Annotated in this window: 18 protein-coding genes; 10 read left to right on the plus strand and 8 right to left on the minus strand. The window is 45.0% G+C overall.

Annotated elements, in window-relative coordinates; translation table 11 throughout:
• The first annotated feature begins 106 nt into the window (after positions 1-106).
• Together IKB69_RS06060 and IKB69_RS06065 are read left to right on the plus strand one after the other, a co-directional pair.
• Positions 107-4,198, plus strand: coding sequence for a DEAD/DEAH box helicase family protein (locus IKB69_RS06060; RefSeq protein ID WP_290947351.1), 4,092 nt, complete (start codon positions 107-109; stop codon positions 4,196-4,198).
• Positions 4,132-5,985 (plus strand): type ISP restriction/modification enzyme, encoded by a 1,854-nt coding sequence (locus IKB69_RS06065; protein ID WP_290947354.1) that lies wholly within the window; start codon positions 4,132-4,134, stop codon positions 5,983-5,985. Before IKB69_RS06060 ends, IKB69_RS06065 begins: the two co-directional genes overlap by 67 nt.
• Before the next feature lie 57 nt (positions 5,986-6,042).
• On the opposite strand, the gene IKB69_RS06070 is transcribed toward IKB69_RS06065, so the two are convergent.
• The 3 genes from IKB69_RS06070 to IKB69_RS06080 form a co-directional block, all read right to left on the minus strand.
• The gene (locus tag IKB69_RS06070) at positions 6,043-6,681 is read right to left on the minus strand and encodes a uracil-DNA glycosylase family protein (protein ID WP_290947357.1); all 639 of its coding nucleotides are present in this window, start codon (positions 6,679-6,681) and stop codon (positions 6,043-6,045) included.
• The gene (gene aspA, locus IKB69_RS06075) at positions 6,674-8,092 is read right to left on the minus strand and encodes an aspartate ammonia-lyase (RefSeq protein ID WP_290947360.1); all 1,419 of its coding nucleotides are present in this window, start codon (positions 8,090-8,092) and stop codon (positions 6,674-6,676) included. Before aspA ends, IKB69_RS06070 begins: the two co-directional genes overlap by 8 nt.
• A gap of 142 nt (positions 8,093-8,234) precedes the next feature.
• Positions 8,235-9,779: a flagellin B gene (locus tag IKB69_RS06080; protein ID WP_290947363.1), complete on the minus strand. Its 1,545-nt coding sequence runs from the start codon at positions 9,777-9,779 to the stop codon at positions 8,235-8,237.
• 140 nt (positions 9,780-9,919) lie between these two features.
• On the opposite strand from IKB69_RS06080, the gene trpC reads away from it, so the two are divergent.
• The 6 genes from trpC to IKB69_RS06110 all read left to right on the plus strand — a co-directional run bounded on the left by trpC (position 9,920) and on the right by IKB69_RS06110 (position 15,240).
• Positions 9,920-10,696 carry an indole-3-glycerol phosphate synthase TrpC gene (gene trpC, locus IKB69_RS06085; RefSeq protein ID WP_290947366.1) on the plus strand — a complete coding sequence of 259 codons (777 nt, stop codon included), beginning with the start codon at positions 9,920-9,922 and terminating at the stop codon, positions 10,694-10,696.
• A gap of 105 nt (positions 10,697-10,801) precedes the next feature.
• Complete coding sequence (tgt, locus tag IKB69_RS06090) at positions 10,802-11,917, plus strand: tRNA guanosine(34) transglycosylase Tgt (RefSeq protein WP_290947369.1); 1,116 nt, start codon at positions 10,802-10,804, stop codon at positions 11,915-11,917.
• Positions 11,918-11,943: 26 nt separating this feature from the next.
• Positions 11,944-12,330 carry a group III truncated hemoglobin gene (locus IKB69_RS06095; RefSeq protein ID WP_290947372.1) on the plus strand — a complete coding sequence of 129 codons (387 nt, stop codon included), beginning with the start codon at positions 11,944-11,946 and terminating at the stop codon, positions 12,328-12,330.
• A gap of 9 nt (positions 12,331-12,339) precedes the next feature.
• Complete coding sequence (locus IKB69_RS06100) at positions 12,340-13,563, plus strand: DegT/DnrJ/EryC1/StrS family aminotransferase (RefSeq protein ID WP_290947375.1); 1,224 nt, start codon at positions 12,340-12,342, stop codon at positions 13,561-13,563.
• Positions 13,564-13,582: 19 nt separating this feature from the next.
• The gene (locus tag IKB69_RS06105; RefSeq protein WP_290947378.1) at positions 13,583-14,725 is read left to right on the plus strand and encodes a DUF354 domain-containing protein; all 1,143 of its coding nucleotides are present in this window, start codon (positions 13,583-13,585) and stop codon (positions 14,723-14,725) included.
• A 149-nt stretch (positions 14,726-14,874) separates the two neighbouring features.
• Complete coding sequence (locus tag IKB69_RS06110; RefSeq protein WP_290947381.1) at positions 14,875-15,240, plus strand: hypothetical protein; 366 nt, start codon at positions 14,875-14,877, stop codon at positions 15,238-15,240.
• A 125-nt stretch (positions 15,241-15,365) separates the two neighbouring features.
• Here the strand turns inward: IKB69_RS06110 and IKB69_RS06115 are convergent, their stop codons facing one another.
• From IKB69_RS06115 to lnt, 5 genes are read right to left on the minus strand one after another with little or no spacing between them, the layout of a single operon-like run.
• Positions 15,366-17,312, minus strand: a complete 1,947-nt coding sequence (locus IKB69_RS06115) for an NAD(P)H-hydrate epimerase (protein WP_290947384.1) — start codon at positions 17,310-17,312, stop codon at positions 15,366-15,368.
• Positions 17,313-17,315: 3 nt separating this feature from the next.
• A complete protein-coding gene (locus IKB69_RS06120; RefSeq protein WP_290947387.1) occupies positions 17,316-18,251 on the minus strand; it encodes a D-2-hydroxyacid dehydrogenase in 936 nt (311 codons plus the stop codon).
• Positions 18,248-18,859 (minus strand): queuosine precursor transporter, encoded by a 612-nt coding sequence (locus IKB69_RS06125; RefSeq protein ID WP_290947390.1) that lies wholly within the window; start codon positions 18,857-18,859, stop codon positions 18,248-18,250. The genes IKB69_RS06120 and IKB69_RS06125 overlap by 4 nt, the downstream gene beginning before the upstream one ends.
• Positions 18,860-18,890: 31 nt before the next feature.
• Positions 18,891-19,538 carry an ATP-binding cassette domain-containing protein gene (locus IKB69_RS06130; protein WP_290947394.1) on the minus strand — a complete coding sequence of 216 codons (648 nt, stop codon included), beginning with the start codon at positions 19,536-19,538 and terminating at the stop codon, positions 18,891-18,893.
• A gap of 1 nt (position 19,539) precedes the next feature.
• On the minus strand, positions 19,540-21,036 hold the full coding sequence (gene lnt, locus IKB69_RS06135) for an apolipoprotein N-acyltransferase (protein ID WP_290947397.1): 1,497 nt from the start codon (positions 21,034-21,036) through the stop codon (positions 19,540-19,542).
• A 78-nt stretch (positions 21,037-21,114) separates the two neighbouring features.
• On the opposite strand from lnt, the gene IKB69_RS06140 reads away from it, so the two are divergent.
• Entirely contained in the window at positions 21,115-21,711 is a 597-nt protein-coding gene (locus IKB69_RS06140) for a CvpA family protein (protein WP_290947400.1), read from the plus strand.
• A 19-nt stretch (positions 21,712-21,730) separates the two neighbouring features.
• Entirely contained in the window at positions 21,731-23,332 is a 1,602-nt protein-coding gene (gene lysS / locus IKB69_RS06145) for a lysine--tRNA ligase (protein WP_290947612.1), read from the plus strand.
• Position 23,333 lies beyond the last annotated feature (1 nt).

Consider the following 23,333-nt stretch of genomic DNA (forward strand, 5'->3'; position numbering starts at 1 on the left):
TAGCTCCTATCTCTTTATCTTGTAACATTTCAGCAAATTGTTAGAGCATCTTGCTTAGAATATACTATACCCGCACCAAATCAAGCAAAACCAACAAGGAGAGACAATGCTCTTTGAAGACATTATCCAGCGAATTTACCAAGATAGCTTAAGCACTAGGCAGCAAGGTAGCAAGTTTGAAAAGCTTGTGAAAAAGCTCTTGCAGCTTGCTCCAAGCTTTAACGCACGCTTTGCAGATGTGTATCTATGGAGTGAGTTTAGCGATGCCTTTGGGCTAGCACAAAATGACATAGGCATAGATATAATGGCGCGCGATTTTGATGGCAAATGGGTAGCGATCCAGTGCAAAGCCCTAGAGCCAAGCACAAGCCTAGCTCTAGCAGATTTGAAAAACTTCTTAGGAGTGCGCACGATCACTTCACCTAGTGGCAAAGTGTTTTGCCATATTTCCCAGCACCTAATCTTCCACACCTGCAAAGATGTCTCTCAAAATGTCTTTAAAGCCCTGCAGCAAGCCCAAGATAGCACAACACTTGAAGCCAAAGCTTATGGCTACTACGATTTGCAAGAGCTTGGGATCTTGTGGGAGAGCTTTGATACAGATGATATAAACTCTCTTAAGCTAAGTGGCAAAAAGCAGCTACGAGAGCACCAAAAGCAAGCCTTAAGTGCCATACAAAGCCACTTTATAGAGCAGGGCAATACACGAGGGAAAGTGATAATGGCGTGCGGCACGGGCAAAAGCCTGCTAGCTATCCGCACCATAGATAGCCTAGTAAATCCGGGTGAAATCGCACTTTTCTTAGCACCAAGCCTAGCCCTAATCGATCAAATGATAAAAGAATTTTTCAAAGAAAGCCTATCGCCTAGCTACCAAGTCTTTGCCGTATGCAGTGATGGCAAGGTCGGCTCTGCTAAAAGCGAAGATTTGCACGAAAATGAGCTATGTATCTCCCCCACCACAAGCCCCAAAGCTCTAGCACACGCGATAAATGTAATGCTTGTTAATGTTGCTATTTCTACGGGGGGGGGGGGGGACAATGCGCATAGCCTAAAATCTGTCCCCAAAATTGTCATTTTCTCCACCTACCAAAGCCTAGATGTTATCATAGACTCACAAAAGCTCTTTAACAAACCCCTTAAAATCATCATAAACGACGAAGCCCACCGCACCGCTGGCGTGCAAAAGCTCGATGAGTCCGGTAATGTCAAAGAAATCAGCGTATGGCAAAAAACACATAATAATGACTTGCTAGATTCTACCTATCGTTTATATCTAACAGCTACACCAAGGATTTATAGCGATAAAGCTAAAGACAATTTGAAAGAAAAATCCCAAGGCAACGACCTGTCCCTTTTCTCAATGGACGATGAAGCCACCTTTGGCAAGGAGATCTACTCCCTTAGATTCCACCAAGCCATCAAGCAAAATCTCTTAAGCGATTATCGTGTGGTGATTAGCTATATGCGTAAAGAGTATTTAGCCGAGTATCTAGGTAAGCTCACCAAAGCTCAAGAGAAGCTCAATATAACCTTAGAAGATGCAGGGAAGATGGTCGCCTTCTCCCACGCTCTAAAAAAGCGTAACTTAAACTTCGTCGATGAAAATGGTGCGTTTGAAAACTATGTAGATGACACACCTATGCGCCGTGCAGTGGCGTTTCACCGATCTATTAGAAACTCTAAGGTTATGACTAGCTTTTTCTCCGGGGGAGAAAGCCCCATTGATAAAGACACGATTTTCACCCATATTGATGGCACAGACAATGCCTACGCCAAGTCCAAAAAGCTAGGCTGGCTAGCCCAAGATCTAGGCGAGCAAGAAGCACGCGTCCTAAGCAATGCCAAGTGCTTGACAGAGGGTATTGATGTGCCTAGTCTTGATGCGGTATGCTTCTTTGACAAGCGGGATTCTGTGGTAGATATAGTCCAAGCAGTAGGGCGAGCGATAAGAAAGAGTGATGGCAAGAAATATGGCTATATTATCCTGCCTTTGGTGCTAAGTGATGAAGAGATAAAAAACTACGATAAAACGCTCAACGAAGATAAATTCAAAATCGTATGGCAGACGCTCAAAGCCCTTAGAAGCCACGATGAGCGGCTTATCGATGAAGCTAGGATTGCTGAAGTAGTAAGCATATCAGCAGAGTGGGAGCCTAGTGAGATCCCAGAGTCGCTGCTTTTCTCTCTTAGCGAGCTTTTCACCGAGATGAAAAACGCCGTGCCTAAAAACTTAGGCGACCTGCAGTATTGGGAAAACTACGCAAGCAAAGTCGGCGATATTATGCAAGCTCTCATACTTCGCATACAAGCCCTGCTAGATTCTAGCCCTGCTATACAAGAGCTCTTTGCCACCTTTTGCAAAGCCCTGCAGAGCAACCTAAACGCTAGCTTTGATGAGAGGCAAGCCATAGCCCTAGTAGCCCAGCACATCATCACAAAGCCTATTTTTGAGTGTATATTCCCAAGTCTTGACTTCACCACATTTGACAAAGTCTCTGCCGAGCTAGAGAAGCTCCACAGCAAGCTCCTAGAGCAAGGGCTAAATGCCGAGACAAAGACGCTAGAGAAGTTCTACACCTCCGTGCGCCAGAGTGCCGAGTATGCCAAAAGCGATAAATCCAAACAAAGCTTAATCAAAAATCTCTACAATACCCTATTCAAAAAAGCGTTCAAAAAGACACAAGAAAAGCTAGGCATAGTCTATACCCCCATTGAGGGCGTAGATTTTATCGTTCACTCAACCCAATACCTCTTGCAAAAGCACTTTGGCAAATCTCTAGGCGATGAGCATATCCACATAGCAGACCCATTTACCGGCACAGGCACATTTATCACCCGCACGATACAAAGTGGCTATTTAGACTCGAGGCTAGAATCTAAATTTGCTAAAGAGCTATGGGCAAATGAGATTACACTGCTAGGATACTATATCGCACAGATAAACATCGCCACCACTTACCACGAAAGACTTCTATATCTTAGGGATTCAGTATTGAGCGATAAATCGGCGATTGCTTCGCGCGCGCTGCGGTTACATACACCAAATATGCGCCCTTGCACGCACTCACAAAGCCCCGATTTCTCATCGCAATCCTTAGAATCCCAAGGCGGTGATACTACCCTAGAATCCACTTTTGAAACTAGAATCCTTGAAGAAGAAAGCCAAGCTTCCCAATCGTCATCGCGAGCCGACACCCCCTCTCCGTCATTGCGAGGCGATACAATCGCCGAAGCAATCCACACAAAGGCACAAAAGCTAGATTCTAGTATGGATTGCCACGCGGACAAGTCCGCTCGCAATGACAAAAATCTAAACGAGCAAGCAAAGGATTCTAGGATTTGCGAAAACACTCAAAGTGTCGCCACCCAGCAGGCGGAAGCAGTTGAGATGAGAAATCGTGGCTTTCAAGCTGGAGGCGAAGGGAGTTACCTAAGCGGTAATGACCGAGCCTCCAGCGCAGAATCCGCGATTTATCGCTCAAATGCGACGCCCACAGAGATAAAGCTTTTTGATAATTTACTCTTCACCGACACCTTCAACACCTACGCCCCAGACTCCAAAGGCTTCAAGGGCAGGAGAGAAGACCCCAAGCTCTTTGATAGCGAATATTTGGAGAAAAACTACGCCAAAATCCAAGAGTTTAAAAACACCGAGTTTAAAATCTTTATGAGTAATCCCCCATATTCCGCTAAGCAAGAATCTGTAAATGATGATAATGCCAATGAAAAATCCCCCCATATTGACAAACGCATAAGCGAAACCTACCGAGCCAAGTCCCTAGCCACTAGCACCAAAAACACCAACTTTGACTCTTTCAAACGCGCCCTGCGTTTTATGAGCGATAGGATAGGAGAGAGCGGGGGGATTATAGGGCTTGTAGTCAATGGCAGTTTCTTAGAGAGCAATAGCGATGATGGCTTGCGCGCGTGCTTAGAAGCAGAGTTTGACTATATCTATATCTTTAATCTTAGGGGCAATCAACGCACTTCCGGCGAGACTTCACGCAAAGAAGGCGGCAAATTCTTTGACTCCGGCTCACGCACCCCTGTGGCGATATGCTTTTTTGTCAAGCTAGATTCTAGTGCAGAATCTAGCTTGACAATAAAACCGATACCCCCTCTCCGTCATTGCGAGGCGGTGGCAAAGCCACCAACGAAGCGATCCATAAATCCACGCAAGTGGATTCTAGTGTGAAAGTGGATTGCCACGCGGACAAGTCCGCTCGCAATGACGATAAAACAAGTCCCCTTAGTCATTGCGAGACTTCCGCAGGAAGTCGCGGCAATCCACAACCAAGCAAAGCCAAAATCTACTACTACGACATCGGCGACTACCTAGACCGCCAAACCAAGCTAAACATTATCCAAAACTTCAAATCCATAGAATCTATGGAAACTCAAGGGCTTTTCACTCTCATCACGCCCAACAAAGACTACGACTGGATAAATCAGCGTGATTATAGCTTTATGGCTTTCACTCCTATGGGTAGCACAGGACAGAAGCTAAAGCCCCTAGCCATAAACGCTAAAGGCGAATTAGAGCTAGAAATCTTTGAGATTTTCTCTCAAGGCGTGGTAACAGGCAAAGATAATTGGAGCTTTAACTTCTCTAAAGAGAATCTAGCCAAAAACATTGCCCTTTGTATTGATACCTATAACACCGAGCGAGAAGCCCTAGCAGCAAACCCAGCTCATAAGCTCTGTAATGACCTAAGCAAGGTTACTTGGGGTGGGAGCTTAGATAAAAGAGTAAGAGCAAATAGAGAGCTAGTCTTTGATGAAAGCAGGATTAGAGTCTGCTCTTATCGCCCTTTCACAAAGGAGTTTTTATATTTTGGTAATGGCTATAACCATAGCCATTACCAAATGGATAAAATTTATCCATTTGGTAATAAAGGCGAGGCGATAGCCTGTATAAATGGGGGGTTTGAAAATGTGGCAATTGCTATGAATGGTGGTGGTGATAGAAAAGAATTTTCAGCACTTATACATAATTTGATTACAGAACTTGGCACATTACCAAATGGGCAAAACTTCCCGCTCTACTACTATGAGCGAGTAGAATCTAACGCAGAAAATGGGCAGATGACTATGGACTATGACCTAGCAGAATCCAGCGGCAACGCCTTTTCTCCGTCATTGCGAGGCGGTGGCAAAGCCACCAACGAAGCAATCCACAAAAATACGGATTCTAGTGCGGAAGTGGATTGCCACGATTCTGCTAGTGCAGAATCTCGCAATGACAAAAATACTGCCTACTATCGCAGAAAAGATGCCATAAGAGATGAAGCCCTAGCATTTTTCCAAAATGCCTATAATGACAGCACCATTACAAAAGAAGATATGTTTTATTATATCTACGCTATTTTAAATCACCCCGCCTACATCGCTAAATACAAAGACAATCTCTCCAAAATGCTCCCTAGAATCCCGCTTATGCAGGACTTCTGGGGATTTGTGGCAAGCGGCAGGGCATTAGCAGGGCTACATATCAACTATGAGAGCTATAATAAGCCAGATTCAAGGGCTTTTGCCTGCTTGGCAAAGGACTTGCAAGAGTTTAAGACAAGTGCTAAAGGCTTGTTTGAAAAAGACTTTAGGCAAAAGGCTAGAGAAGATATAGAGCATTTAAGTGAAGAAGACTTTAGGATAGAGACGATAAAATTTCACACCAAAGGCGTGAAAGATAGCATTTTGCTTAATGACAAAATCGCCATAGTCAATATCCCGCACAAGGCTTATGCGTATAAAGTCAATGGCAAAAGCGCGATAGAGTGGATACTAGATCGCTACAAAATCAGCACCGATAAAGCAAGCGGCATAGTCAATGACCCAAATCTCTATGAGAGCACAAGCGGGGCATTGAAGGGGCTAAAGGGCGGGCGATATGTCTGCGCGCTACTACTCTCTATCATCGAAATGAGTGTGCGCACAAGCGAGGTCCTAGAATCTATGCCAGAGTATAAGCTACTAGAGAGCTAGACTACTTGTGCTAGCCAAAGCGCGCAATGACAAAAAGGGCGTTAGTGCAAAGTGGATCTAGGGCTTGCAAAAGCCTAGCAATAGGCGAAAATGCTCTAAAGACTCTTTCTTCAAGCTTGGGTTGCGCAGGAGTGCGGAGATAGAGTGTGTGGCGATAGCTTTCTTGCCAAAGACATCAAGTAGCGCGCCCTTATGGCTAGAATCTAAACCTAGCAAAGACTCTAGCACTACTTCACCAAAAAGCACGAGACAAGAAGCCTTTAGGCTTTGGATTTGGCTAATGAGATAGGGCTTACATAGCTCGATCTCTTGAGGGCTAGCTGGGTGAGAAGCGCATTTGAGTAAAGATAGCACACTAAAGTGCTGAAGCTTGAAGACTCTTTGAGCGATGTTAGTGAGCATTTGCGAAGCTTTAGAATCTACAAGCCCAGACTCATCGCCCATAGCAAGCTCCACAACAAACACAAGCGGAGAAGCTTGGATATAGCCTGCTTGCGGGTGCGCGCTGCTGCTCCTTGGACAGAGCTTGCAGTGGGCGATCGTGCTAGCAAGCGAGCTTTGGCGGGAGTCTATAAGCTCTTGCGCATTTGTAGATACTCTTTGCAAAGGCTGGACAAACTCCACCCCACAAGCTCGCGCGACATAAAGCTTATAGAGCTCTCGCTTGAGCTCTAGGCTTGTGGCACTCTTAGGCATTAGTTTTAGTATTTTGATACATATGTGGGTTAAGCATATTTTCTAGCGTGAAGATTTCATCGAGCTTTTCCTTGCTTAAAAGCTTTCGCTCTAGTGCTATGTCATAGACTGACTTGCCTGTTTGCAAGGATTCTTTAGCAATGCTTGCAGAATTTTCATAGCCGATGTAGGGATTAAGAGCAGTAACAATACCAATGGAGTTAAACACAAAATCCCTACAGATTTGCTCATTTGCCGTGATGCCATCGATACATTTGTGCGCTAGCGTTACAATCGCACGGGAGAGTATTTTAATGGAGCTAAATAGCCCATAAGCGATCACTGGCTCAAAGACATTAAGCTGGAGCTGTCCGCCCTCTGCTGCCATAGTGATTGTCATATCATTGCCAATGACACTAAAGCACACTTGATTAACCACTTCTGGGATCACGGGATTGACTTTACCCGGCATTATGGAGCTACCCGGCTGCATTTTAGGGAGATTGATTTCATTAAGCCCTGCGCGTGGTCCAGAGCTTAGTAGGCGCAAGTCGTTGCAAATTTTAGAGAGCTTCACGCTAACACGCTTTAGCACCCCGCTAATTTGCACATAGCCACCTGTGCCTTGTGTGGCTTCGATGAGATCTGTGGCTGTGATAAATGGGCGTCCGGTAACTTCTTGGAGCTTTTTCTCTACGATATTGCGGTAGTCTGGGTGAGAGTTGATCCCCGTGCCAATGGCTGTCCCACCAAGATTGATCACACGGATAAGATTTCTAGCATCAAGTATGCGCTCAATATCAATGCGCACCATAGAAGCATACGCACTAAACTCCTGCCCAAGTGTCATAGGCACGGCATCTTGAAGCTGTGTGCGCCCCATTTTTAGTACATTTTTAAACTCCTCTCCCTTGCGCTTGAAGCTCTCCTCTAACACCGCCATAGACTCACTAAGCATACTAAGTCGCTCATACAATGCCACGCGCAATGCCGTGGGGTAAGCATCGTTAGTGGATTGAGAGAGATTGACATGGTCATTTGGATGGCAGTATTGATACTCGCCCTTTTTATGTCCCAAAATCTCTAGGGCAACATTAGCAATGACTTCATTAGCATTCATATTAGTGCTTGTACCAGCACCACCTTGGATCATATCGACAACAAACTGGTCGTGAAACTCCCCTGCGATGATTCGATCACAAGCTTTAATGATGGCATCTTTGATACTAGAATCTAGCAAGCCTAGCTCGTGGTTTGCAAGGGCAGCTGCCTTTTTCACTTGGGCTAGTGCTATGATAAACATAGGAAAGTCGTTTAATCTCTGCCCTGTAATGTTGAAGTTCTCTAATGCGCGGAAAGTCTGCACACCATAATACACACTATCATCAATCTCAAGCTCACCGATGAAGTCGTGCTCTACTCGCTTTTTCATCTTAACTCCTTGCAATATAGCGTTTAAGCCCTACATATTGGCAGAAATTTGCTTAAGGTTTGATTGTGTATAGGGGCTTTGTAGAGACTTGGATGGTAGTAGAGAGTAGTGCGCCTTTTAAGCGCATTGCAATAGCAAAGGACTATTGCAAGAGTCTAAGAACATTTTGCTGCACAGCATTTGCCTGCGCCATAGCGAAGCTTCCGCTTTGTGCCAAGATGTTAAATTTAGAGAAGTTTGCCGACTCGCTTGCGAAATCCACTTCGCGGATTTGAGATTCTGCGGCTTTGACATTAACTTGTGTTACAGAGACATTGTTAATGGTTGCTACAAGCTGCATTTGCACAGATCCAATATCTGCGCGCACTTTATCAAGCTGGATTCTAGCAGAATCTGCCATATCCATAACAAGCATAGCACCCTTTAAGCTTGTAACCCCAGCACCAATGCCTTTCCAGTTAAGATCACTTTGCGCGGTGTTGGCATTTGCTCCATAAGCACTTGCGATATTTGCGCCAAATATCCCGCGCAATTCGCGTAAGTTTGCGGTGTATTCTGCGATACCTTGTGCAGAGTGGAATCCTATGTGGCTATAATTTACCCCACTCACTAAAATATCTCTCGCATCAGTGCGGATAAGTGTTAGCCGCCCGACAATGGCGTGATTGACCCCAGAAATCCCATTAAAGTCCCCACCACCAAAGACTTGTGCTGCTTCACCACCGCCTTGGATTTGGATCGCACGCCCATCTGGTGAACTTAGGTTTAATCGTCCTGTGATGTCAAGATAGGCATACACGCCTGTGCGCTCCTTAACACTATTGATCGCGTTGATAAGCCTACCATCAGAGTCATTTTTGCGCACATCATTGATATTTCCAATCGTAGTGCCATTAATCACTAGATCACGCACCGTGCCAGACATTACAGGCAGCGAGCTTGTTGCTTGGACATTATAAGCAGCCCGTATCCCCAAAGTATCAGAAAATTTGTTGATAATCTCACTTAGTGCGCCCACACCTGTGCCTGCTGAAGTGGAGATTTTCGCCGCTTCTAGCTGGAAAGAGTTCACCCCATCAGTTTGCAAGAAATTTAAACTTACTTCAGAGAGATTAAGCCCCCCAGCACTCGCTAGCATTCCCTCTCCTAAGATTGAAGAAGACTCCATACGCACATGCCCGATTTTGTTGGAGTTTGTAGGACCGATGGAGGCTTTAACAGTGGTATTTGAGTAAGCACCGATTTGGAACTCTTTGTTAGAGAAAGAGCCAGAGAGCATTTGCTGCCCGTTGAAGCTGGTGGTGTTAGCGATATTATCAAGCTCTTCTAGCAAGCGTTGTATATCGCTCTGTAATGCGCGACGAGATTCTAGCGTCTGCCCATCTTGTGCGGCTTGGATAGCCTTTGTCTTAATCGTGTCCAAAATCTTTAGCTGCTCATCCATCGCTTTATCTGCGACTTGGATCATACCAATGGCATCATTAGCATTCCTAATAGCCTGCCCTAAGCTCTCGCTTTGAGATCGCAAGCTATCAGCGATCGCCATACCAGAAGCATCATCAGCAGCTTTATTAACCCTAAGACCAGAGCTTAGCTTCTCTAATGACTGCCCAAGTTCTCTATTTACCTGCACCCCTGTAGTATGCGCTGTCAAGGCGGCGATGTTTGTGTTTATCCTAAAGCTCATAATGCATCCTTTGCAATGTGATTGTGCAAAGGGTTAAGCAATCATTGTTCCAAAATTAAAAGTAAATGAAATTTTGCCGATTAGGGCTGGCTACAAAGATTGTGCTAGAATCCGCTTTAAATTCTAGCTAAAGAGGTGGTATGATACTTTCACAGATTATAGAGAGCACGAAAAAGCGCGTAGCTCAGTGCAAAAAAGATCTCCCACTACACACCTTGCGCGAGCAAGCCGAAGCCCTACATAAAGCCAAACCCTATACAAGAAGCTTTGAAAACGCCCTGCGCACTGATGGCTTAAGTGTGATTTGCGAGATTAAGAAAGCTTCTCCATCAAAGGGCATTATCAATGCTTCTTTTCCCTACCTTGATATCGCTAGAGCATATGAAAAAGCCGGGACAAATGCGATCTCTTGCCTAAGTGAGCCACACTACTTCCTAGGTAGCGATGAGATTTTCACACAAGTTAGAGAGATTTGCGCGCTTCCTATGCTACGCAAGGACTTCACAATCGATCCGTATATGATCTATCAGGCAAAGGCTATGGGTGCAGACGCAGTGCTACTTATTGTAGCTGCACTAGATTCTATGGAGCTTAGGGATTTTTACGCGCTTGCAGAATCCCTTGGACTATGTGTTTTGGTAGAGACACACACAGCTCAAGAAATCGAGCAAGCCTTGAATCTTGATGCACGCATTATCGGGGTAAATAACAGAGACTTGCACACCTTTAATGTAAATTTGCAAACAAGCCTAGATCTGCGCTCTCTCGTGCCAGAATCTAAAGTCTTTGTCAGTGAGAGCGGGATAGGAAGCGTAGATGACTTGCGCATTTTGCTAGATTCTGGGATTGATGCTGTGCTTATAGGCGAGTGGTTTATGCGTCAAGGAGCAAGCGCGCTTAAAGAACTTTATACCTAGAGTGCTAGCATAGTCAGGATGCGCGATCTTGTAAGCGGAGATTTAAAATCTGTTTAGATTCCATAATGTATAATCCAGCCTAGTCAATCACTCAAAGGCGTGCAGATGTTTGAGCTTTTGCACACTGATGGTAGCGCGCGTGCAGGTAAGCTAAATCTAGCACACTCCATCGTGTCCACCCCTGTGTTTATGCCAGTAGGTACGCAAGCTTGTGTCAAGGGGCTTGATGCCACAGATTTGCAAGAAATCTTACAAGCAAAGCTAATCCTGGCTAACACCTACCACACCTATTTGCGCCCGGGTGCAGAGATTATGAAAGAGTTTGGCGGGGTACATAAGTTTAGCGGATTTGGTGGGAGCTTTTTAAGCGACTCTGGTGGATTCCAAGCCTTTAGCCTTGGCACAAATGTAAAAAAAACTGATGAAGGCGTGTGGTTTTGCTCACATATTGATGGGAGCAAACATCTCTTCACCCCAGAATCCGTGCTTGCTATGCAATACGCGCTAAATAGCGACATTATGATGGTACTAGATGATCTAATAGCCCTGCCAGCCACACAAGAGCGACTCGCACAAAGTGTAAAGACTACGACAAAATGGGCAAAACGCTCCATTGACTACCATCGCGCGCAAAAATCCCAAGGCAAAGCCAGCACCAATCATCTCTTTGGCATTGTGCAAGGCGGAGTAAGTGAGAGTTTCCGCACACAAAGTGCGCTAGAGCTTGTGGAGCTAGAATTTGATGGCTATGCACTTGGAGGACTTGCAGTGGGAGAGAGTGCGGAGCAGATGTATGCCACCATAGCGCATACCGCGCCCCTCCTCCCAGAGTCTAAACCTCGCTATCTTATGGGGGTAGGTACACCGGAGAATATCATCGAATCTATCGATAGGGGAGTGGATATGTTTGACTGTGTGATGCCTTGTAGAAATGCGCGAAATGGCACGCTTTTTACACACTTTGGCAAGATTAATATCAAAAATACCCAGCACAAACACGATCAAAGTGCGCTTGATCCACTATGCACCTGCTACACTTGTGCGCGCTACTCTCGCGCCTACTTGCACCACCTAAACAAAGCTCAAGAAATCACCTACCACCGCCTAGCTACTTTACATAATCTTAGCTATTATATGACTTTAGTTAATGCCGCTAGAGAAGCAATTTTACAAAATAAGTGGCAAAGCTTTAAAGCAGAGTTCTATGCAAAAAGAGCCTAGATCCACACCATAACAAGGAGAAACAAATGAGTAAATACCAAGAAATCACGCGAGAAGGATTAAACAAGCTTATGGATAGTTTTTATGCCAAAGTACGCGCAGATAAGGGCGAACTAGGTGCGATTTTCCGCGATAAAATTGGCACAGATGATGAGAGCTGGGAGAAGCATAAGCAAAAAATCGGTGCATTTTGGGGCGGGGTGTTTCTAGGCGAGCAAGAATATCACGGCGCACCTTTGCGCGCGCATTTAGAGCTACCGCCATTCCCAAGAGAGCTTTTTAGCGTTTGGCTAAATCTTTTTGCACAATCTGTGCAGCAGATCTTTGAAGCACCTTGTGCGCGCCAGATTCTGCAAAGAGCACAAGCGATCGCGGAGCGTTTTCAACATGTCTTATATGATATGCCACACTAAGGGGTTGTAATGCAAAAGGTAGAGCAAGTTGCATTTTTGGATCTAAAAGCGCAGTTTAGCGATATGGAGAGAGAGATTCTAGCAGGGATACGAGAAGTATGCCAAAGTGCGGAGTTTGTGCTAGGGAGTGCTGTGAGTGCGTTTGAGCAAAGCTTTAGTGATTATATATTCTCCTATGAGAATGATCCAGAGCTTAGTATGGAGCAAGCTCTAGAATGGCGCATACAAAACCTTAGTAGCAACACCCACCCTAATCGCTGTGTAGGTGTAGGTAATGGCACAGACGCTCTAGAAATCGCCATAGCAGCACTTGATCTTCCGCCAAAGAGTGAGATCATAGTGCCAGCAAACGCGTATTTCGCCTGTGTGGAAGCAGTGCTTAATGCAGATATGAAAGCAGTGATTGTAGATTGTGAAGAAGATGGGAGCTTTATCCCCAAAGATTCTATGCTCACACCACAAACTCGCGCGATTTTATGTACGCATTTATATGGGGCTATGCAAAATATAAGTGCGATTGAAGCTTATGCGCAAAAACACTCTTTAAAGCTCATTGAAGACTGCGCGCAAGCGCACGGCGCAAGCGATGAAAGAGGGCGTAGAGCTGGGAGTATCGGCGATATTGCTTGCTTTAGCTTCTATCCGGGGAAGAATCTAGGCTGCTATGGTGATGGTGGAGCAGTGGTCTCAAAAGATTTAGCCCTAGTGCAAAAAGCACGCGAGCTAGCAAACCACGGGCAGAGATTCCACAATGGTATATGGGAAAAAAATACCCACTTATCACTAGGGCGGAACTCTAGGCTTGATAGCATCCAAGCAAAAATCCTACACCTAAAACTTGCTTCACTTGATAGCCACAATGCCCACCGCCAGCGATGTGCTAGAGAGTATTGCACGCAGCTTGAGCGATTTGCTTATCTTAAACTGCCTAGCGTATTTACCCAAAGCGTGTGGCATTTGTTTGTGGTTGAGTGCTCTGCGCGTGCAGAATCTAAGCGCGATGAGCTACTAGAGTTTTTGCGCCAAAGGGGAGTAGAGTGTGGTGTGCATTATCCTAATGCACTTAGCGAGATTGCTATTTTGCAAGCCTGTGATGATGTAGCTATCCACCCAGCTCCTAATGCCAAGCATCGTGCAAGCACTACCCTAAGCCTGCCCATTGGTGAGCATTTAGACTTTTCACACATTGCCTATATTGCGCAAATCCTTGCAGAGTTTGAACAGACATTGTAGTAACGCATATAAAAATTAAATGTTATGGCTTGATATTACAGACCCTAAGTACGCTCTGTTTTTCTCGGCATTCTTGCCAAGGCTTTTGGAGCTAGATTCTATCCTAATCACCACAAGAGAGTCTCCTAACTACACAGAGTGTGCGCGGATTCTCTCCAAGGTAGAATCTAGCTATGCTAAAAAGGATGTACGCTTACAAATTTGCAGTGTGGGGGGCTATGGCGGAGCAGATAAGCTTGGCAAATACCACGCAAGAGTGCAAAGAGAGCAGGAGTTTCTATCGCTTTTTGGCAAGATTGGCACGCCTAGAGTGTTTATGAGTGGAGCGAGTGTGGAGGGGGCGCAGTGTGCCTTTGGACTAGGGATTCCTATCGTGCATTTTGCCGACACACCTATCGCTGGGCACGCTTATGATCCCAAAGACATCACCGCTCTAGCACGCCTAAGCATACCACTCTCAAGCGTGCTTTTTCACCCATTTGTGATCCCTTCATCTGTCTTTAGTGGCTTTGGGCTAGAATCTAGCAATGTTTATAGCTATGATTTTATCGATATAGCACTCTGGCTAGATTCTAGCTCATCCATCTCTAGCTCAATTCTCCCAAGCTTCATTACCCAAAGCTCACTGCCCAATGCCATCCCACTTATCATCGCGCGTGAAGAAGAGTATAAAGCCCACTATGTCAAGGCGCAATATCGCCTATGGTATGAGAGCGTGCATTTACTAGCCCAAGAAAGAGTGCGCCTACTGATTATTCCTCGCTATGATACATCCCAGCTTGAAGCGGAGTTTGGTGCTTATAGCAATGTCCAAATCGCACAAGAGATAATCGCCCCGCACGATTTATACGCACACGCTAGCTTGCTGCTAGGAGGTGGGGGGACTATGAATCTTGAAGCTTGCTTCCTAGGGATTCCCACTATTTCCACTCGCTCGCTTTTGCTTTATCACGACTGCTATTTATTGGAGCATAAGCTTATGTGCCACGCAAAAAGTGTAGAAGAAGTCTTACAAGCCTTTTATGCCTACCGCGATAGCGGCTTTGCCCGCAAGGATAGCAAAGCTCTCTTCATCAAGCCAAATCATCTAAACACCCTAAAAGACGCCCTAGAAAACTCTCTACACTCCATAGTCCAAACCATCGCCACTAGATTCTACTAGCCCTATCAAAAGCGCATTTAGATTCTAGCCTAGGCTAGAATCTACCTACTACTTAAATAAGCAGTTTTAATAGGATGGCATACTATAATACCGCGCCTAGAATCAGCTTTATAGGGGATTGGTTTTAGAGTATATGTTTGGAGTTTTGTATGAAGAAGACTTTGTTGTTTGGGATTGTTGTGGGGGCTTTGTTTTTTGCCGGGTGCTCGCAAAATGTAGCGAGATTTTCTGTGGCTTCTACGGAGAATCTACCTTTACAAAATGTCAAAAAGGGTGATTATGTCAAGGGGAAAGATTGTGTTTGGTATTTGTTTGGCTTCCCGCTTGGCAATACACAAAACCGCGTAAGTGGAGCTGTGGCAAAGGCTCTTGAAGTCGCCGCTAAGAAAGACAAAGAAGGCGTAGGTGCGAGTGATGCACTTGTCAATGTCGATATAAGCGTATCATCTTGGACACTATTTATCATTAGCAAAGACTGCTACACAGCTAAAGGTCAGCCTATCACCACGCACTAATGCTACTTAGCACCTGTGCAATCTGCTTCAATCTTATAAGTCCTTGCTTCTTGCTAGCAATAGCAAGAAGCGCTATTTCTCTGCTGTATCTTTTTAGATTCTAGTGTTTAGGCTCTCTTGTGAAGTTATAGCGCGCCTAAATGCTCAATCAAGCGCAAAGGCGTTAGCGCATAGGTGTTTTTCTCTTTAGTGGCGGCTTTGGCGTGGGCTAGTGAGCCATAAATCGCAGAATCTAGCGGGCTAAAACCTTGCGCTAAATAGCTTGCGATAACACCGCTAAGCACATCGCCACTACCACCTTTAGCAAGCGCACTTGTGCCTAAGGGGTTGATATAGAGCTTGCCATTATGAGCGATGATTGGGTTTGCCCCTTTAAGCAGAAGTGTGGGGGCTTTGTAGGCTTGAGTGAAGCACAGGGCTAACTCGAAGCGATTGTGTGCGACTTCTGCTATATCACCACTAAACAGCCCGCATAAATGCAAAAGCGCGTGGAACTCTTTGGGATGGGGAGTTAGGACAAGATTGTGCGCGGAAGTGGATTCTAGGAGGGGGAGTAAAGAGTGCTCATAAAACACATCTGCATCAAGCACACACAATCTATCTCCAATGAAGCTAGGCTCAAGCAAGCAGCCAAAGCCACTGCCAAGCCCCATACCTAGGCATAGGACATTGGCATTCTCAGGGATTGAGTGGGGATACATAAGCTCATTTTGCTGGGGTAAGGTCGATTGGGCTTTCTTGGTGGATTCGGCTTTCGGGCTAAAATCGTGGATTTCTTCGGCTCGCTGTGGGGATGGACCGCAAGTCTTATCCCCTTGCTCGCCTTGAAAAACCCCGATTTGTAGCTCCAAAATCCTAGAATCCTGCGCCGAGTTGTTTAGATTTTGGGCGTTGCTAGAATCCACTTTTGCTTCTGTCTGTGGGTTGGTTGCATTTGCGGCGTTATTTCCGTCATTGCGAGCAAGCGCGCTAGTGCTTGCGTGGCAATCCATAGCTTCAAGGCTAGAATCTGCGTTTTGATTATGGATCGCCACGCCGCTTTGCACGGCTCGCGATGACAACTCTAGCGCGGTTTGGTTGTCTGCAAAGATTCTAGCTTTTTCACTCTGCTTTTGGGATTCTAGCCCATTATCCTCGCGGCAGGATTTTTGAGCTAAAAATGGGGCTTTGCAAGGTGAGTCAAGGGAGTTACCTTGAGTGGTAATGACCGCAGACTCGCCGCAGCAATCGCCATTTTTAGCCAAAAAGCCAACGCGCCCTTGCTCACCCAAAGCGCAATCCCTGCTAACCACACTCACTAGCCCCGCCCCCATTCTCAGCCCACTTAACGCACTAAGCGTTGCCGCTCCAGCCTTCTCCCCAGAAATAACTGCAATATGCCCAAATGTGCCTTTATGGCAGTTTTGCTTCGTGCGGTGGGGCAAGCGCATATCACTCTCTTCTAGGAGATAAAAGGGGCTTTGCACTTCAAAAAGCTCTCGCGATACACCTAGATCTCCCACTAGCACCTGCCCGACAATATCCTTTGCCATATCACTAAAGAGCGCGACTTTTAGCGCACCCATACTAAGCGTGTAATCCGCGCTAAAGGCATAGGACTCCACATACCCTTGCAAATTTAGTCCGCTTGGTATATCGCACGCGATTTTTATCCGCGCACAAGTATTCATCTGCTCCAAAAGCCTGATAGACTCCGCGCTTAGTTCCCCAGCAAACCCACTGCCAAAGAGACAATCAACCAGCACATCACAGGGCAGAAGCTTTTTGACCCACTCACAGCCTGCCACTTGCGCGCGCTCACTTTGGATCTTACACAAGCGCGATTTAGGCTCTCTTGCCTCATAGATTCTAGTGATATAGCTACCTTGGAGCTTCCTAGCGCAAGCGTAGCCATCTGCGCCATTATCTCCACTCCCACACACGATTGTAACCACGCTACCTTTATGCGTGAGCTTATCAATAAGCTTAAGCAAAGCATTAGCAGCATTTTCCATAAGTAGCTCATCACTTAAGAGATACCTTGAGATTGCACGCTTATCAAGTGCTTGTGTCGTGGTGTAGAGATAACGCACAGCCTACACCTTTAAAAACTCTTTGACATTATCGATGCTCATTTGCACCAAAGTTTCTAGCGAGTTTTGGTAAGCATAGGCGATATGGGGGCTTAGTAGCAAACGATCTTGGATACTAGAATCTAAAAATGGGTGATCGCTTCTCATAGGCTCACTCTCTAGTACATCGCACGCATAGTAGAACTGCGCCCCACTCTTTAGCCTGCAAGCCAGCGCATCTTCATCGACAATCCCCCCTCTACCGACATTGATTAGCACGCAGTCTTTTTTGAGCAATGAGAGCTTTTGCGCATTTATTAGTCCTTTGGTTGCGGAGTTTAGCGGAGCATGGATAGAAATAATATCACTCTGTGTTAGTAGCTCATCTAGGGCTAAATGCGGGTAAGCTTGTGCGGTATTCTTCCCACTTGTTGAAGTATAGCTCACTCTAGCTCCAAAGCTTGTGGCAAGCATAGCAACTCTCTGTCCAATAGCCCCTAGCCCAATAATCCCCCACGAACAGCCATCAATATCTCTTCTCCCTTGTGCCAAATGCGTAAAGCAAGCACTTTTAGCCCATCCCCCCTGTTTGACATAGCCATCATAGTAGGGCATTTGACTAAACAAATTTAGCGCGAAAGTAAGCGTATGCTGGGCGACACTTAGCGTAGAGTAACCAGCAGCGTTGCGCACGGGAATATTGCGCTGCTTGGCATACTCTACATCAACAATATTTGTGCCAGTAGCGGTTACAACAATAAGCTTGAGATTAGGCAGCTTAGAGAGTAGGGATTTATCTAGCACGACTTTGTTGGTTAGAATTATGTCTGCATCTTTTACGCGCTCATAAGTCTCCTCATAGCTTGTTAGCGGATAGCTCACATAGCTACCAAAATTCTTCAACTCGCTAAAATCAGCATCTACGCCAAGTGTGCTTGCATCAAGATTGACAATATTCATTTCCTACTCCTTTTAGATTCTAGGGTAGATTTTTGCCATAGGCACCTTGCCCTAATGGCAAGGATATAAAATAATGGCGTATTCATCACACCCACAAAGGCTTTGATCATATAGTCTGCTACTGCCATATCCATACACTCATTGAAGCTTTTCACCCCCCAAAACGCAAAGCTAAAGAAAATAAGTGTATCAAAGCTTTGTGCAAAAATTGTCGAAAAGCAATTCCTAAGCCACCACAACTTAGGGAAAAACCGCTTAAACGCGTAAAAAATTACCACATCAATGGGTTGGGAGATACAAAAAGCAGCAATGGAAGCGAGTGCGATTTGCGAAGTAGCAGAGAGATAAGAGGGGTAGAAGGCAATGCAAATGGCTAAGGCGATGACTTTTGTAACATCTTGGCGACGATACTTCTCGCTTAGCACATCAAGGAGCAAAAAGCTAAAAGGGTAAGCCAAAGCCCCGAAAGTTAAAGGCGTATCCCCTAGATGAAACTGCACGGAGTAGTTTGCTATGATGACAATTAAACTCAGAAGACAAGCAGCGATAATAAGCACCTTCAGGGGCATTTTAGCAGGAGTGTTCAAAGTGGATTCTAGTGGTTTCATAGCTATTCTTACACTTGTTGCTTAAGCTTACTCAATGAAGTTGCAACGGCTCTAAGCCGTGCTTTTGTATGCGATAAATTTTGGTGCATTTTTTAGCGATGGACTCATCGTGCGTGGCGATGATAAGCGCACCATTTTTGTCTGCAATATAAGCTAACAGGGCGTCCATCACGCTATGGGCAGTCGCTTTGTCTAAATTACCCGTGGGTTCATCGGCAAAGATTATGGTAGGCTGCTTCATTAGCACACGTGCGATAGAGAGTCGTTGCTGTTGCCCACCAGAGAGATCAGCAGAGTTTTGCTCCAAAGTATGGGCTATGCCAAAGTTTTCTAAAAGTTGCATATCAATGGATTGCCTTGCCAAAATCGTGCCTACTTCTAAATTTTCCCTAGCACTAAACCCGCGAAAGAGATAGTGGGACTGAAAGATTATGCCAAGCTTTGTACGCAAGAGACTAAGTCTTTGAGACTCTTTAAGCGCGTAAATATCCTGCCCCAAAATCTCCACACACCCGCTACATGGCTTTAGCATAGTGGAGAGATTTGCTAGCAGAGTGGATTTCCCCGAGCCAGAGACACCAAGGATAGCAATACTCTGCCCAGAATCTACTTGTAAATGGATATTCTCATACAGTGGCATATCAAAATGATGTGATAAAGCTTTAGCTTGTAGTAGCATGCTACTCCTTGTGGGACAAGATTCTAACAGCCCTTATGTCATCGACAAAGGGTGTAATGATGATAGAGCCAGAGTAATTTGCTGAATGCACAATACTTGTACTATGTAATCTTGCGTAGTATTTTAGCAACACACGCTGCAAAAATGGCTCGATACTTGGGTAAAACCACGCATTATTACTAATCATCACAAGGTGCTTAGGAGCATCTACATAGATTGCCTTACTTGTGCCCTCATAGCAGATTGCATTGCGCCAGATTCTGCCAAGCGCGCTAAAGTCTTGCGGATCTTTAGCCGCTTGTAGTCTATTTTCTATGCCAAAAAAGAGTCTATACAAAGGCTTTGCTAAGAAGTCTGGGAGTGGGATCTTCTCGCCAAATGGGGCTAAAATAACTTTATGCAAGATTTGCAAGCTAGAGTTGCTAAAGACATAAGTGGAATTATGCACCTGCGCACCTTGCGTGCTAAAAGCCCCAAGCACGATAGCAATATCCCTACTTTTTACCAAAAGTGTTGCTAGCACTTGCTTTGGGAAACTTAGTCCATCATTTAGCACAAAGGGTAAAATCGTCTCTGGGAAAATGATCATCTGCTTAGATTCTGCTATGGCAGAATCTATCGCACTAGCTATGCTTACAAGCACAGAATCTATGGTGCTTTGCTCCCATTTGAGATCCTGAGGGATAGCACTTTGCATAATGGCAATATCCCTTGCAAGTGGCGTGATCTGCGCGCGTGCTTGGATATGCCCACTTGTCATAGATTCTATCTCCTGCCAATCTATGCACATAAGCAAGATAGCCGCACTTACTAGAATCCGTATTTTTCTAGCTCTCCCACGATATAGCCCAAGTGCCAGCGCACACATAATGCCCACAAATGCCAAATCCCCTACCCCAAACACACTATAAGCCAGCCACGCCTTAGGCACAAACCAATCAAACGAAAATGGTGCGATAATCCCTAGCATAAATAGCGAAGCAATGCGATAGAGTTTGCTTGTAAAATATAACCCTAAATAAAACAAAGTCGCATAGACAAGTCCTATACCGACACACACAAAGCCTAACAAAAATGGCGCGATAGAAAAGCGAAATGAAAGCCCAATCCAATAAAACAGCAAAAGCCCCGCAAAAAACCCAAAATATCCAATAATGGCGCGAGGCACAAGCAGCCAAATACTAAAGCTTACTAATACAAGCATACTTAGAAGTAGCGCACTAAAAGCTTGTGCTAGTAAGCTAGCATCTAGTGTGAAAAATCCTGCAATAAGCGCAAAAACATAGAGCCACGCACAAAATCCTAGCGCATAAAGCAAGCCAAGCATAAGGCGTGTGAAAAAAAGAGCGCTAGAATCTTTGCTAAAAATCTTGCGCATTCTCACGCGTATGCTGGGGTTAAGAGCGTGAGATTTTAGTGTGATTGTGTGAAAAAGTAGGGAGAAAAAGTAGGGAGAAAAAGTAGATTCTAGCAAGCCTTGCGCAGAAGCTTTTTTCAAAATATTTACCTTGATTTTATGTATCTTTAGTTACAATGGTAGCCTTTTTAAGCTAAATTTTCCGTAAAAAGAGTGGTGATGAATTATATCGATGTCGCGCTGATTGTTATTATTGTCGTAATTGGATTTCGTGGGTTTGCCTCTGGGTTTGTCTCGGAGTTTTGTAGCTTAGTGGGAATACTACTTGGTGTGTATTTAGGCTCAGTATTTGCTAGTCCCATAGGGAATGCGCTGAAAAATGTCTATGATTTTGGCAGTGCCACGATCCATACGACTTTAGGATTTATCATCGTGCTACTTGTGTGCTGGGCGCTATTTACGCTACTTGGAGTTGTGCTAGCAAGCAAGCTTGTATTTTTGCGTTTAGATTTTCTTAACAAGGGCTTAGGCTTTGTGTTTGCTTCAGTTAAGGTGTTTTTCATCTTTAGCTTTATCGCCTATGCTGTATCGCAAATCAACTTTATCCGCGAGAATTTCGCACAAAGTGCTAGAGAAAAGAGTCAAGTGTATGTCAATATGATCAATGTTGCGCAAAAGATTATGCGCCTGCCAGTAGTCAATGAGACAAAGCAAAATCTAAGCAATATAAGCCAAGGCAAAGCAAGTGCGAAGAGCTTTGCGCAAGGAATTGAAGAAATCAAGCAAACTGCGCAGCAAAGCGTAAGTGGCAAGTAATCATCTGTGTGGTTGTGCTATGTTTGATAATACCTACATCGCTCAAAGAGTCCAAAAAGCTAACGCGCTAAGAGAGCTAGGACTCAACCCTTACTCCAACGCACTTACACGCACAATGAGCAATGCTGCATTTTTGCAATGCTACGCGCATTTGCTAGATTCTAACCCCAGCCAAGCTCTAGAATCCACCTCATCGCTAGAATCTACAACATCAAAATCCAATACCTCACAAACCAGCAAGTTAGAATCTAACGCAACAGAGTCGCAACCACTAGAGTCGATTGTGGGGCGCGTGAAGTTTATCCGCATTATGGGGAAAGCCTGCTTCATCAAAATCCAAGATGAAAGTGCGATCCTGCAAGCTTACTTGTCCAAAAATGAGCTAAGTGAGCAAGAGTTTTTAGTCGTTAAGAAATTGCTTGAAGTAGGCGATATTGTTAATATCACAGGCTATGCTTTTGTTACCAAAACAGGCGAGTTAAGTATCCACGCTAATGCGTGTAAGATTCTCACCAAGTCCATTATCCCACTCCCAGAAAAATTCCACGGACTTACTGATATTGAAGCACGCTATCGCCAGCGGTATGTGGATTTGATTATGAACCCTAGCGTGAAGGAGACTTTTATTTTACGATCGCGCATTATCGCGCTTGTGCGGAGATTTTTCGAAGAAAAGGGGTTTTTAGAAGTGGAGACTCCGATGCTCCATCCAATCCCTGGAGGTGCAAATGCCAAGCCCTTTATCACCCGTCATAATGCCTTAAATGTAGATCGCTACTTGCGTATCGCACCAGAACTATATCTAAAACGGCTTATTGTAGGGGGGTTTGAAGCAGTTTTTGAGCTTAATCGCAACTTCCGCAATGAGGGCATGGATCACTCCCACAACCCAGAGTTTAGTATGATTGAATTTTACTGGGCATATCGCACTTATGAAGAACTCATCACACTTACAAAGGAGTTTTTCGCCTACTTGCTAGAGAAACTCAATCTCCCTACGAAACTACCTTGGGGTGATGTGGAAGTGGATTTTAGCAAATGGAGTGTGCTAAGCTACAAGGAGAGTTTGCACTCTATTGGCAACATCCCAGAATCCGCACTAGAGAATGCCAAAAGCCTAGAAACCCATCTCTTGCAAAAGGGTGTAAAGCTAGAATCTAATCTCAACTATGGCAAGTTGCAAGATGTCGCCTTTAGTGAGTTTGTAGAATCTAAACTCATCCATCCTACCTTCATCACACAATACCCTATAGACATAAGCCCTCTAGCTAGGCGCAACGACGAAGATCCAAGCATTGCCGATCGGTTTGAACTCTTTATCGGTGGCAAGGAAATTGCCAACGGATTTAGCGAGCTAAACGATCCACTTGACCAATATGAGCGATTCCTTGCCCAAGTGCGCCAAAAAGATGCAGGCGATGAAGAGGCGCAATATATGGACGAAGACTTTGTCAATGCACTAGGCTATGGTATGCCGCCAACCGCAGGGCAGGGTATAGGGATTGACCGACTTGTAATGTTACTTACAAACAACAAAAGTATTAAAGATGTGCTACTTTTCCCAGCGATGAAGTCCCAAACAAAAGCTACTGACACAGAATCTAGCAAACCACTTACTTAAG

This window comes from Helicobacter sp. (assembly GCF_017502485.1).
In the GTDB taxonomy this organism is placed as follows: Bacteria; Campylobacterota; Campylobacteria; order Campylobacterales; family Helicobacteraceae; genus Helicobacter_B.

What these genes read in the sequence shown, in the direction of transcription:
- IKB69_RS06110 (WP_290947381.1), top strand. Translation starts at nt 14,875, where the DNA reads ATGAAGAAGACTTTGTTGTTTGGGATTGTTGTGGGGGCTTTGTTTTTT.
- trpC (WP_290947366.1), top strand. Translation starts at nt 9,920, where the DNA reads ATGATACTTTCACAGATTATAGAGAGCACGAAAAAGCGCGTAGCTCAG.
- IKB69_RS06060 (WP_290947351.1), top strand. Translation starts at nt 107, where the DNA reads ATGCTCTTTGAAGACATTATCCAGCGAATTTACCAAGATAGCTTAAGC.
- IKB69_RS06100 (WP_290947375.1), top strand. Translation starts at nt 12,340, where the DNA reads ATGCAAAAGGTAGAGCAAGTTGCATTTTTGGATCTAAAAGCGCAGTTT.
- tgt (WP_290947369.1), top strand. Translation starts at nt 10,802, where the DNA reads ATGTTTGAGCTTTTGCACACTGATGGTAGCGCGCGTGCAGGTAAGCTA.
- IKB69_RS06120 (WP_290947387.1), bottom strand. Translation starts at nt 18,251, where the DNA reads ATGAATATTGTCAATCTTGATGCAAGCACACTTGGCGTAGATGCTGAT.
- lysS (WP_290947612.1), top strand. Translation starts at nt 21,731, where the DNA reads ATGTTTGATAATACCTACATCGCTCAAAGAGTCCAAAAAGCTAACGCG.
- IKB69_RS06105 (WP_290947378.1), top strand. Translation starts at nt 13,583, where the DNA reads ATGTTATGGCTTGATATTACAGACCCTAAGTACGCTCTGTTTTTCTCG.
- IKB69_RS06130 (WP_290947394.1), bottom strand. Translation starts at nt 19,538, where the DNA reads ATGCTACTACAAGCTAAAGCTTTATCACATCATTTTGATATGCCACTG.
- IKB69_RS06070 (WP_290947357.1), bottom strand. Translation starts at nt 6,681, where the DNA reads ATGCCTAAGAGTGCCACAAGCCTAGAGCTCAAGCGAGAGCTCTATAAG.
- IKB69_RS06095 (WP_290947372.1), top strand. Translation starts at nt 11,944, where the DNA reads ATGAGTAAATACCAAGAAATCACGCGAGAAGGATTAAACAAGCTTATG.
- IKB69_RS06140 (WP_290947400.1), top strand. Translation starts at nt 21,115, where the DNA reads ATGAATTATATCGATGTCGCGCTGATTGTTATTATTGTCGTAATTGGA.
- IKB69_RS06080 (WP_290947363.1), bottom strand. Translation starts at nt 9,779, where the DNA reads ATGAGCTTTAGGATAAACACAAACATCGCCGCCTTGACAGCGCATACT.
- IKB69_RS06125 (WP_290947390.1), bottom strand. Translation starts at nt 18,859, where the DNA reads ATGAAACCACTAGAATCCACTTTGAACACTCCTGCTAAAATGCCCCTG.
- aspA (WP_290947360.1), bottom strand. Translation starts at nt 8,092, where the DNA reads ATGAAAAAGCGAGTAGAGCACGACTTCATCGGTGAGCTTGAGATTGAT.